Raw genomic sequence first — 12138 nt, 5'->3', positions numbered from 1 at the left:
TGAGCGGGCTGGCCCCCTGCTTGCCAAAATACAGCTCGCGGTAGGTGTCATCCTCGATGATGCACACGCGGTGGCGCTCGGCCAGCGCCACCAGCGCGCGTTTTTGCGCTTCCGGCATGATCAGGCCGGTGGGGTGCTGGAAATTGGCCATCAGCACGATGCCGGCCGGGCGTTCCGCCTGCAGCAGGGCCGCCAGTGCGTCCAGGTCCAGGCTGCCTTGCTCGGACAGCGCCAGCGGCAGCATGCTGATGCCCAGATGGCGCAGCTGGTCCAGTGCCGCAGGAAAGGCCGGGGTCACCACCACCATGCTGTGGCTGCCAGAGGCGCTGACCGCAGCGCGCATGGCCAGCGTCAGCGCCTCCATGCCACCGCAGGTAATCAGCAGCTCGTCGCCCGCCAGGCTCACGCCCTGGCTCAGATAATGCAGGCCCAGTTCGCGGCGCAAGCCGGCGTAGCCCTCGACCGGCGTGCTGGACAGCGCGGCGCGGTAGTCTTGCAAGGCACGGCTGAGCGCACGGTTCATCTGGGTGGTATTGATCAGCGCCGGATTGATGAAGGGACAGCCCCAGGGCATGGGCAGGGCGGTGGTCAGGTGCTCCATGCGCAGCACGCCGTCACTGGCCGGTTCGGCCGGGCGCAAGGCGGCGGGCGGTGTGCAGACGCGAAAGCCGGAGCGCGGCAGCGCTTGCAGCAAGCCCTGCCTTTCCAGTTCGGCGTAGGCGCGCTGGGCCGTGGTCAGGCTGACGCCGTGATCCTGGCACAGCCGGCGCAAGGAGGGCAGGCGGTCGCCAGCGCGCAGCTGGCCCTGTTCGATGGCATGGCGGAACAGCTGCGCCAGCTGCAGGGTTTTACTCATGAATGAAGGACTCGCATGGTAGGGGGCTCAGTCGCCGATAAAGCTGCTTTTTTCCTGCAGCACATGAGCGGGCTGGTCGAGCGAGCGGATGACAAAGCGGATGTCATGCGCGCCCCTGGCAGCGTACTGCGGCTCCACCTGGACTCGCAAGCCTATGGTTTCGGTGGCGGTGGCCGCCAGGGCCACCGGCTGGGTACTGGCCGCCAGCCGGATGCCCGGCAGGCCCTCCACGCTGATGACAAAGCGCTGCGGCCGCTCGCTGCTGTTGATCAGCCGCACACTGTAACTGTTTTCCAGCCAGCCATCGTCGGTTTCCCGCACCAGGCTGGCGCGGTCGCGCAGGATGTCGGCCTTGAACGGAATGCGGTTGAGAAAGCTGACCACCGACAGCAGGCTGATGCCCAGCAGCAGGCCGCTGTAAAACAGCACCCGCGGCCGACGCCAGGCCGGCTTGCTGTCAGTCTGGCCTTCCAGTGCGGCGGCGCTGGTGTAGCGGATCAGCCCGCGCGGCGCATGCAGCTGGTCCATCACCTGATCGCAGGCATCGATGCAGGCGGCGCAGCCGATGCATTCGTATTGCAGGCCGTGGCGGATGTCGATGCCGGTAGGGCAGACCTGCACGCAGATGCCGCAGTCGATACAGCCGCCGGCGGACTTGTCCGCCTGCTTGCCGCGCGGTTCGCCACGCTGGCTGTCGTAGGAAATGATCAGCGTGTCGCGATCGAACATGGCGCCCTGGAAGCGGGCATAAGGGCACATGTGCGTGCACACTTTTTCCCGTAGTTGCCCGGCCAGCAGATAGGTAAACGCGGCGTAGAACAAGATCCAGAAGCTTTCCCACGGCCCCAGCGTTCCCTGCCACAGGCTGCCGGCCAGCTCGCTAGCCGGCGTGAAGTAGGCCACCAGCGAAAAGCCGGTTCCTAGCGAAAACAGCAGCATCAGGCCGTGGGCCAGCCCCTTTTTCAGCAGTTTGCCGGCGCTGTTGGGGGCGGCGTCCAGCTTGCGTCTGGCCTTGTGGTCGCCCAATACCAGCCGTTCCACCCATAGCATGAGTTGGGTGTAGACCGTTTGCGGACAGGCATAACCGCACCACAATCGACCGGCCAGCGTGGTCCACCAGAACAGCCCCAGCGCGCTGACCACCAGCAAAGCGGCCAGATAGACGAAATCCTGCGGCCAGAAGCTGGCACCGAAGATGAAAAACTGGTGGCGATCCAGATCAAACAGCACCGCCTGGCGCTCATTCCAGCGCAGCCAGGGCAGGCCGAGGAAAACTAGCTGGGTCAGGATGACCAGGGTCACGCGGATGGTGTTGAAACGGCCACGGGTCAGGCGCGGATAAATCTTGATGGGGACGGGCTGGGTCATGGTGCTGGGTCCGGAAAGATAACCCGCACTTTGTAGGCGCTGTCACCATGACAGACAATGCACAGTTGCCAGCCTGTTTATATGCACAGATGGCAGATGGTCTTTGTATATCAATGGCTTGTCACGTCCTGCCAGACGCTGGTCATGGCCGGGTGATGACAGATTCGATACAGATGGTTTGCGCCAGATCAAGTGCGCCAGATGCGGCCAATCTGGCGGGCACTTTAGCGTGACAGCTGCGGAAACAGCCGGTACAGCCCATCGACGATGATTTCCACCGACACTGCCGCCAGCAACATGCCCATCACGCGGTTGACGATATTGATGCCGGTCTGACCCAGCAGGCGGCTGATGGGGGAGGCCAGCACCAGTGCGCCATAGCAGGTGATGGCCACCAGCAGGCTGCTGATCAGCAGATACACCACCTGCACCCAGGAGTGGGCGGTGGAGGCATAAATGATGACGGTGGAAATGGTGCCGGGACCGGTCAGCAGCGGAATGGCCATTGGCACCACCGCGATATTGGTCTTGGCTTCGGCTTCCGACTGTTCTTCCTTGGTGGTCTTGGTGGGGGCCGGCTGGGCATTCATCAGGGCGATGGCAATCAGCATCACCAGCATGCCGCCCCCCACCTGGAAGGAACCGATGCTGATGCCGAGAAAGTGCAGCAGGGTTTCGCCCACCACGGCAAACAGGCAGAGCACCACCGCCACCGCCAGCGTGGTGGTCTTGGCGATGCGCTTGCGCTCCAGCTGGTTGGCGTTGGGCGTCAGGCTGATGAAGATGGGAATGGCACCCAGCGGATTGACCAGCACCAGCAGGGCGATGAAGATTTTGGCGATTTCGAGTTCCATGGTGGCCTTATGGTAAGTCTGCGTGAGCCCGCTGGCATTCATGGCCGGGACGCAAAGCTGCAGGCTTGCGCCAGGGATGGCCTGCCATGCGGTTGGTCATCCTGTGCCGGCCGGCGGGACGGTCAGCGCGGGCAGCCGGTCCTGAAAGCGCAGCAGCCGTCCGGCATTGGCCATCACCAGCAGGCTGCTCAGATTATGCAGCAGTGCCGCCAGCAAGACCCCGGCCGTACCCAGCAGGCCCAGCGCCGCCAGCAAGGTGAGCAGGGCGGTCCAGCCCAGGCCGAGTGCCACATTGAGCGACAGGGTGCGGCGACACTGCCGGCTCAGGCGGATGGCGGTGGCCAGCCGGCGCAGATCCTTGCTGATCAACACCACATCGGCTGCCGCCACCGCAATGTCGGCCGCCTGTGCCCCCATGGCAATGCCGACGGCACCGGCCTTGAGCGCCAGCGAGTCATTGATGCCATCGCCCACCACCAGCGGGCGGTAGCCGGCACGGATTTCCGCCTGTACCGTGGCCAGCTTGCCTGCCGGCAATACCTGGGCGACCACCCGTTCTATCCCCAGTGCCTGCGCCAGCGGTTCGGCCGCGGCGGCGTGGTCGCCGGTCAGCAAGAGCTGGCGCTGCAGGCCCAGCTGCCGCAGCTGGCGCATGGCCTCTGCCGCTTCCGGGCGTGGCGTGTCCGCCAGATGAAACCAGGCCAGCAAGCGGCCATCGAGCGCCAGCCCGACCAGTGAAGCCGCGCCCCGCGCCGGTGGCAGATGGCTGATGCCCATCTGCTGCAGCAGGGCCGGCCGGCCCAGCACGGCCTGCCCCCAGGCGGTGCCGGCCTGCAAGCCCATGCCGGCCATCTCCTGCACGGCAGTCAGTGGCAGCAGCGGCTGTGTGCCGGCCAGCGTTGCCAGCGCCCGGCTGACCGGGTGGCTGCTGCTGGCTCCCAGGCTGGCTGCCAGCAGCTGGATGTCCGGCCCCGGGCCGGCGTCGAGCACTTCCACCCGCTGCAGGCTGAGCTGGCCGCTGGTGAGGGTGCCGGTTTTGTCGATCACCAGCGCGGAGACATCGGCCAGTTCTTCCAGAAAAGCCGTGCCACGAATCAGGATGCCATGGCGCGCCGCCACCGCCACGCCGGCGACCGCTGCTGCCGGTGTGGCCAGCACCAGCGCACAGGGGCAGGCGGCCACCAGTACCGCCAGCATGGCCTGGGTATCACGGCTGATAAACCAGCTGAGCGCGGCCAGCGCCAGCACCAGGCCCAGATAAGCGCCGGCATGGCCTTCCACCAGCCGGGTGATTGGCGGCTTGGCCATTTCGGCCTCGCGCATCAGGGCGGTGATGCGGCCCAGGGCCGACTGCTCGCCCACCTGGCTGATTTCCACCAGCAGCCGTCCTTGCAGATTGAGCGCCCCGGCATACACCTGGCTGCCTGCCGTCACATCCTGTGGCAGGGATTCGCCGGTGATGGCCGAGGTATCCAGGCTGGAGTGGCCCTGGCGCACCATGCCGTCGGCCGGGATGCGGTCGCCGGGGCGGACTTCCACACAGTCGCCGCTACGCAGCTGGCTGTTGTCGACGTCCTCGTGGCGGCCATCGGCCAGCAGGCGGCGGCTGCGGCTGCGCGTGAGCGTGGACAGTGCCTGGATGGCCTCTTGCGAACCCAGCAGGCTGCGCTCTTCCAGCACATGGCCCACTACCATCAGGATGGGCAGCAGCGCGGCACTGAGGGTGTCGCCACTGGCCCAGGCACCGATGATGGCCAGCGCCACCAGCAGGTCGGTCATGCCATGCAGGTCAGGGTGTTGCAGGCTGCGCCAGGCGGCGCGCAAGGCTGGTCCCGCCATCAGCAGGGCGGCGGCGGCGGTCAGCCATTGCGCCAGGGCGCTGCCATTGTCCACGGCAAAGCGCCAGTACGCTGCCAGCAGCAACAGTCCGACCGCGCTCATGGCCAGCAGCAGCTGCCGGCCCAGCCCCTTTTGCTCGGCCGGGCTGAGCAGGCCATTGCCGCCCGGTGTGCAGCACAGGCTCATGGCCGGACTCCTGGCAGGATCAGCCGGCTGCCGCTGTCCGGGTCAATGGTGCTGAGCTGGCCGGCCTTGGCCAGCACGCCCTGTATCCGGTTGCGGTAGAGCTGGCGCAGCAGCTCCGGCCCGTCGCTCTGTTGCATGTGGCTGGCCAGTGCGCTGATTTCACTGGTTTCGCTGCGGGCCAGTGCCAGCCGTTCATTGGCGCGGGCGCGGGCGTTGTTGAGCATGCTGCTGACGGCGGCGCTGGCCTGTTGCTGTTGCTGGGCGGCCGCGGTGCGCGCCAGTGCCAGCTGCCGTTCCACGGTCTGGTCGGCGGTCAGTACCGCATCAAAAGCCGCCTGCGCCTGGTGGGGCAGGGCGGAGAGCAGGTCGATGCGCACGATGCGGATGCCCAGTGCCACACCGCGCTGACGCAGTGACTGCAGGCGCTGGTTGGCGGCCGCCACCAGTTCGGCGCGCAGCCGTTCGCGCTGTATGGCCAGCTGGCCGGAGGCGGTGCTGCCGCGGCTGACCAGAATGCTGTCCAGATCGCGCCCGGCACTCAGTTGCAGGGCGGCGGCACTGACCAGCCGGTCCAGCGCCGGCAGCGCCTGTTCGCCCTGCACGGCATAGGCCATGGCATCGTCAATCTGGTAGTAGACCGTGGCATTCAGCTGCACCACGCCCAGGTCGCCACTCAGCAGATAACCCGAGCCGGCCAGTTCGTCGCCCATCTGCCGCAGCGCGGTGCCGGCGCCATCCAGTGCCAGCGCATGGGCGTTGCGTGCCAGGCCGCTGATCTGGCGCTGCTGCAGCCGTTCGCCGGCCGGCAGCAGCAGGACTTCCTCGATGGGGCTGGGCCAGGCCAGCAGCAGCCCGGCATGCTGTACCCGCTCGACCGCGCCAAAGCGCAGGACAACAGCCTGGCTGTCGGCCGGAATGGGCCGGATATGGCCAAACAGCCAGGCCAGCCCGGCCAGCAGCGTCAGGCCCAGCAGCAGGCGGTAGCTCAGGCGCAGCGATTGTTCCAGCGGGCTGGCAGTGTGCTCGGCATGCAACATCAGCGGCCCTTTGCACTCTTGCTGGCGCTCAGCCCCGGCGGGCCGTCCACCAGTGCGCGGAAGGGCGCGGCATCGGTGCGCAATACCAGCTGGGTCGAGTTGTTGACCACGCCGTTAAGGGTGTCCAGCGAGCGCAGTGTCTTGTAAAGCTCGGGTGCGCGCTGGTAGGCCGCGGCGTAGATGCGGGCTGCTTCCACCCGTGAGCCGGCTTCGATCTGGGCGGCGGCCACGCTGGCATCGGCCTGACGGATACGCGCATCACGTGCGGCATTGGCGCGGATGGCGGCGGCTTCTTCATTGCCGCTGGCCGTGCGTTCCGCCGCGATGGTGTCGCGCTCGGCCCGCATGCGTGCCACGGTGGCATCCAGCGTCACTGCCGGCAGTGTCAGCCGCTCCAGCCCGACATCCACTACCCGCACGCCATAACTGGTCAGCAGTTGCGGCGCCAGTTGCTGGCGCAGCCGCTGTTCGAGCTGGCTGATGCGCAGCTGGCTGGCATCGGTATTGACCAGGCTGGACAGGGCAAAGCCGCTGCTGCCGGTTTCCATGGCCGAACCGGCAAAAGTGGCAATCTGGCGTGCGGCTTCTTCCGGCTGGTTTTGTACCGCCCGCAGGAAACGGGTGATGTGGGTGGCATCGGCCGGCACTTGCCAGGCCACATAGCTTTGCATGATGACGCGCAAGCCGTCGCGGGTGCCGACATCCTGCAGGCCGCTGGAGGTGGTGCGCAGGCGCAGGTCGACCGCGATGGCGCTTTCCAGCGGCGGTGGCAGTCGCCATGCCAGGCCCGGTTGCAGCAGCACGCGTACCGGGTCGCCAAAGCGGGTGATGACCACGGCTTCGCCGGAGTGGACTTGCAGCAGGCAGCTGGCCAGGGCTGCCAGCAGCAGCACGGCCACGGCAGCCAGCTGCCGCCAGCGCAGGCTGCGGGGTGGCAGCGGCGGCGTGCTGTGATGATGATGGTGAGCGGAATGGTCCAAGGCGGACTCCTATGGGTGCGGCACCGCCGCACGGGCGGCAGCGCCGGTAGCAGGTGGTGGCTTGACTTCGACGCCGGGCAGCGTCGGCGCAGTGCCGGCCGGCCGCAGGTCGATGGTGGGCAGCGCGGCGGCCGGGATGCGGTGGTCGATGATCAGCGGGTGGGTATGGCTCAGCCCGTGTGCCAGTGCATGCAGATAGCGCTCCAGCAAAAAGGTCTGGCCCGCCAGCTGGTAGGCTTGCTGGTCGGCCTGGAAGGCAATGGCATCGGCACGGCTGGCGGCCAGCTGCTCGGCGGCGGCCGCACTGGCGGCGGCGCTCTGGCGCAGGGCGGCCTGCACGGCGGCACTGTGGCTGCGCACCGCCTGGGCGCGCTCGGCCGCCACATTGGCCTGGGCCAGAATCTGCGCGGCCTGCACGCCATGATAGGCATTGGCGGCGGCGGCTGGCGGGTGGATGGCCTGTATGACCACGGCCAGCAGCTCGATGCCGGCGGCAGAGCGGTCCAGCTGCTGCTGGATGCGGTTGCGCAGTTGCAGGGAGGTGGCCGATAGCCCCTCGCCCAGCAGCTGATCCAGTTGCTGGCCGGCAAAGTAATGCAGCATGGTCTGCTGTGCCAGGCTGTGCAGCAGTGCCGGCGCATCGCTCAGCCGGTACAGCGCCAGCGCGTCTTCATCGCGCAGCCCCTGGCGGTAGACCAGCCGCACATCCAGACCCATCAGCTGGATGGACTGGCTGCTGCCGCGGCCGCTGGCAATCAGCTGCATGCTTTCGGCGCGGTGCTGGCCATCCCACAGGCGGTTATTGCCGGCGCTGGCGTTCTGGCCGCCATCGTCGGGCAGCAAGGTGCTGGCCTGCTGATGGACCTGGCCGTTCTCGATAAAGCTGACGCGGCCCAGCGGCCACGGCAGACCCAGGTGCAGGCCGGGCGGCCACACCGCCACGGCGGCGCCAAAGCGCTGATAGATGCCGCGCTGGTCGGTGCCAATGATGCTGAGGCTGCTCAATAGCCAGGCGCACAGCAGCAAGCCGGCGGCCAGCGGGCGCAGGGCAGTGCCGAGAAAGCGCAATGCCCAGCTGTGGCGCAATTCCAGCCCCAGTCCCTGTTGCAGCTGCCGGCGCAGCCGCTGCGCCGGGTTGCTGCGCTGCATTAGCGAGGCCAGCAGGCTGTTGAAGGCCGGCGGTGTGGCCTGCTGCCGGTGGTAGGGGCGGAATCCGCTGAGCAGGGCGCGTAGCAGCAGTTCGGCACTGAGCAGCAGCAGCCAGCAGCCAGCCAGCGGCAGGCCCGGCAACAGCCAGTCCAGCCCCAGCATCAGCCCCAGCCCGCACAGCGCAGGCAGCAGCAGGGCAAGAATGATGGCGCGTGACAGGGTAAGCAGCAGCGGCGCCTCCGGCCAGTCGGTGGCGCTTTCCTGTGCCAGCCTGCGTTCCAGCAGCAGGCAGGCAAAGGCGGCCAGCAGTCCGCACAGCCCCGGCAGCAATAGCGACGGGCGGCTGATGCCGCTGGTCGTGGCGGCACTCAGGTCGGCCTGCACCAGCAGCAGCGACAGCAGCAGGGCCAGCAGGCTGCCCAGTGCCTGCCAGATGACCGGCCAGCCGCAGTGGCGGCCGATCAGCCGCCGTAGACGTGGCCACAGCAACAGCCGGCGCAGTGGCTGGTGCTGCTGGTAGGAAGTGGTACTGCGGCGCGGGTGGAGGGCTAGCCAGGCGGGCCGGGCAAAGGGCAGCACAGGCAGCGCGGCAGCGCCCTGGTGGCGCCGGCGCCAGCCCGCCCGGCTGGCCGCCGCATTGAGCAGGCCGGCCAGCAGGCCGAGTGAGGCTGCGTCGCTCAGCCACAACAGCCGCGCCGGCCACTCGGCTAGCAGCAGGCTGCACAGCAGGCAGGCCAGTGCCGCCAGCATGGCCAGCAGGCTGCCGCCGCGACTGCGCCGTTCGTGGTGGCAGTCGGCAGAAACGGGTGGAGGGGTGGCTGGCGTCTTCATATTCCGGCTTGGGGGGCGATCTGGGCTGCTGCTGGTGTTGGCAATGCTACACTGTGCGGAATGATAGGCCGAAAAAAAGGTGAGCGAATCATGACACAGGCGCACTGCCACAGCGTGTGTTTCCTGCTGCTGGCCGGTGGCGCATGCGCGGCCAGCCTGCCTGCGGCACCACCGCCGCAGCAGGTCGGGCCGGCCGCGGTGGCGCAGCCGGCGGCGGCAGCATCATACCAATGTCTCAACCCTTCCGGGCAGTTGCACCGTCTGCTGAGGCAGTACGCGCTGAAATGCGGTAATCCGGCGTGTCCGCTGTGCTATCCGGCTGCGCCGCCGCCCTGAGCGATGCGCTACGCAGGCTGTTTCAGTTTGGCAGCAGCTGTTCCAGTGTGCGCTGGTAGATGGCTGCCAGCGGCTCCAGGTGGGCCACTTCCACACACTCGTTCAGCTTGTGAATGGTGGCATTGACCGGGCCAAACTCAACCAGCTCGCGCGTAATGCGCTTGATGAAGCGGCCGTCGGAGGTGCCGCCGGTGGTGGAGAGCACCGCATTCTGTCCGGTGACCTGGTGGATGGCGCTGCTGAGCGCATCGGTCAAGGCACCGGGGGCGGTGATGAAGGGCAGGCCGGACAGCGACCAGTGCAATTCATAGCCCAGGCCGTGGCGATCCAGAATGGCATGCACTCGGTCTTTCAGTGACTCCACCGTGCTTTCCGGGCTGAAACGGAAATTGAAGCGGATTTCGCACAGGCCGGGAATGATGTTCACCGCACCGGTGCCGGCGTGGATATTGGACACCTGCCAGCTGGTGGGCGGGAAAAATGCATTGCCCTGGTCCCATTCGGTGGCGGCCAGCTCGGCCAGCGCCGGGGCCATCAGGTGCACGGGATTCTTGGCCAGATGCGGATAGGCAATATGGCCCTGGATGCCGTGGATCACCAGCCGGCCTGACAAGGAACCACGGCGGCCGTTCTTGATGGTGTCACCCAGTTGCTGGTCCGAGGTGGGTTCGCCAACGATGCAGTAATCGATCAGCTCGCCGCGTGCTTCCAGTGTATCCACCACCTTGACCGAACCATCCGTCGCCACGCCTTCTTCATCCGAGGTCAGCAGCAGCGCGATGCTGCCGCCGTGCTGCGGGTGATCCGCCACAAAGGCTTCGATGGCGGTGATGAAGGCTGCCAGCGAGGCTTTCATGTCGGCGGCACCGCGGCCGTACAGCAGGCCGTTGCGCTGGCGCGGTTCGAAGGGCGGGCTGTCCCACTGTTCGGTCGGGCCGCTTGGCACCACGTCGGTATGGCCGGCAAAGCACAGCAGCGGGCCGCTGTTGCCGCGGCGCGCCCACAGATTGTCCACCTCGCCAAAGCGCATGTTTTCAATGACAAAACCCAGTGCCTGCAGGCGTTCGGCCAGCAGTGGCTGGCAGCCGGCATCGCGCGGGGTGACCGAGTCGCGGCGGATCAGTTCGCAGGTCAGCTCCAGTGTCTTGCTCATGCGCCAAACTCCTCGGCCCATTGTGCTTCGTTGAAACCCACGCTGACCTTGCCCGGGCGTTCCAGCACCGGACGCTTGATGATGGACGGCTGTGCCAGCAGCACGGTAATGGCCCCTTCAGCGCTGCTGGCCTGGGCTTTCAGTTCGTCGGACAGGCCGCGCCAGGTAGTGCCCTGGCGGTTGATCAGCTTGTCCAGGCCGATGGCGTCGATCCAGGCTTGCAGCTGGGCTGCGGTCACGCCCTGTTTCTTGAAGTCGTGAAAGGCAAAGTCGATGTGATGATCGGTCAGCCACTGGCGGGCTTTCTTGACCGTATTGCAATTGGGGATGCCGTAGAGGGTGATCATGTGTGTGTGCTTGTTTTATAAATCCAGGGTGAATCCGTCAAAGCTGGTGGCAGTGTGGTCGCTGTCCTGCCGTTCCGGCTGTTGCTTGCGGGCTGTTTGCGTTTCCGCCTGCTTGTTCTGCGCATGGTTGATCAGCCAGTACAGATTGGTGGGCGAGTCGGCATTTTTCAAGGCATCGTCCAGCAGGATGCGGTCTTGCTGGTAGAGCCGGAACAGTGATTGTTCGAAAGTCTGTGCGCCTTCGCTCATGCTGTTTTCGATGGCTTCCTTGATCTGGTCCACCTCACCGTTGCGGATCAGCTCGGCGATATGCGGGGTATTGATCAGGATTTCCAGCGCCGGGATCTGCTTGCCGTCCTTGGTGGGGACCAGCCGCTGTGAAATCACCGCGCGCAGGGAGACCGACAGGTCCATCAGCAGGGCATTGCGGCTTTCGGTGGGGAACATGCTGATGACGCGGTTCAGCATGTGATAGCTGTTGTTGGCATGCAGGGTGCTCAGGCACAGGTGACCGGACTGCGCATAGTTGATGGCGTGGGTCATGGTTTCCGCGTCGCGGACCTCGCCGATCATCAGCACGTCCGGTGCTTCGCGCATGGCGTTCTTCAGGGCGTTCTGGTAGGAAAAGGTATCCACGCCGATTTCACGCTGGTTGACGATGGATTTCTGATGGCGGTAGACGAATTCGATCGGGTCTTCCACGGTCAGGATATGGCCGGACTGGGTCTGGTTGCGATGTTCCAGCAAGGAGGCGACGGTGGAGCTTTTGCCGCTGCCGGTGGCACCCACCACGATGATCAGGCCACGCTTTTGCAGCACCAGCCCCTGCAGCGTATCCGGCAGGTTCAGCTCGGCCAGCGACGGAATCCTCGGGCGGATGAAGCGCACCACCATGGCCACCGTGCCGCGTTGCTTGAAGATGTTGACGCGATAGTTGCCCAGGGTGTCGACCAGGCGGCCGAAGTTCATTTCCAGTTCGCGCTCGAAGGTGGCGATTTCCACCTCGTTCATCAGGCTGTAGGCCAGCTGGCGCACGATGTCGGCGGACAGCGGCTTGTCGTTGATCGGCAGGGTCACACCGTCGATCTTGATCTGTGGCGGGGCATCCGCGGTGAAAAAGATGTCGCTGGCCTGTTTGTCGGCCATCAGCTTGAAGAACGGCAGCATCAGCATGGTTGGGTTTCCCGATATGCAAGAGATGT

General features: G+C 66.2%; 10 protein-coding genes. All 10 read right to left on the bottom strand.

Annotated elements, in window-relative coordinates; all coding sequences use genetic code 11:
* Positions 1-856, bottom strand: an 856-nt coding sequence (locus JHD64_RS06100) for a PLP-dependent aminotransferase family protein (protein WP_199052602.1), incomplete at its 3' end; no start/stop codon positions are given.
* Positions 857-883: 27 nt separating this feature from the next.
* A complete protein-coding gene (gene ccoG, locus JHD64_RS06095) occupies positions 884-2224 on the bottom strand; it encodes a cytochrome c oxidase accessory protein CcoG (protein ID WP_199052601.1) in 1341 nt (446 codons plus the stop codon).
* Positions 2225-2448: 224 nt separating this feature from the next.
* Positions 2449-3078, bottom strand: a complete 630-nt coding sequence (locus JHD64_RS06090; RefSeq protein ID WP_059287557.1) for a MarC family protein — start codon at positions 3076-3078, stop codon at positions 2449-2451.
* Between the two features lie 96 nt (positions 3079-3174).
* Positions 3175-5103, bottom strand: coding sequence for a cation-translocating P-type ATPase (locus tag JHD64_RS06085; RefSeq protein WP_199052600.1), 1929 nt, complete (start codon positions 5101-5103; stop codon positions 3175-3177).
* Positions 5100-6140: an SPFH domain-containing protein gene (locus JHD64_RS06080; protein WP_199052599.1), complete on the bottom strand. Its 1041-nt coding sequence runs from the start codon at positions 6138-6140 to the stop codon at positions 5100-5102. Before JHD64_RS06080 ends, JHD64_RS06085 begins: the two co-directional genes overlap by 4 nt.
* The gene (locus tag JHD64_RS06075; protein WP_199052598.1) at positions 6140-7120 is read right to left on the bottom strand and encodes an SPFH domain-containing protein; all 981 of its coding nucleotides are present in this window, start codon (positions 7118-7120) and stop codon (positions 6140-6142) included. The genes JHD64_RS06080 and JHD64_RS06075 overlap by 1 nt, the downstream gene beginning before the upstream one ends.
* 9 nt (positions 7121-7129) lie before the next feature.
* On the bottom strand, positions 7130-9100 hold the full coding sequence (locus tag JHD64_RS06070; protein WP_199052597.1) for an SPFH domain-containing protein: 1971 nt from the start codon (positions 9098-9100) through the stop codon (positions 7130-7132).
* 358 nt (positions 9101-9458) lie between these two features.
* Positions 9459-10589 (bottom strand): succinyl-diaminopimelate desuccinylase, encoded by a 1131-nt coding sequence (gene dapE / locus JHD64_RS06065; protein WP_199052596.1) that lies wholly within the window; start codon positions 10587-10589, stop codon positions 9459-9461.
* Positions 10586-10936 carry an ArsC family reductase gene (locus tag JHD64_RS06060; protein WP_199052595.1) on the bottom strand — a complete coding sequence of 117 codons (351 nt, stop codon included), beginning with the start codon at positions 10934-10936 and terminating at the stop codon, positions 10586-10588. Before JHD64_RS06060 ends, dapE begins: the two co-directional genes overlap by 4 nt.
* Before the next feature lie 15 nt (positions 10937-10951).
* Positions 10952-12109 (bottom strand): PilT/PilU family type 4a pilus ATPase, encoded by a 1158-nt coding sequence (locus JHD64_RS06055; protein WP_199052594.1) that lies wholly within the window; start codon positions 12107-12109, stop codon positions 10952-10954.
* Positions 12110-12138: the final 29 nt, after the last annotated feature.

Origin of the sequence: Aquitalea sp. ASV15 (assembly GCF_016429115.1) — a bacterium.
GTDB classification, from domain to species: domain Bacteria; phylum Pseudomonadota; class Gammaproteobacteria; order Burkholderiales; family Chromobacteriaceae; genus Aquitalea; species Aquitalea magnusonii.
This window is presented reverse-complemented; position numbering and strand designations above follow the sequence as displayed.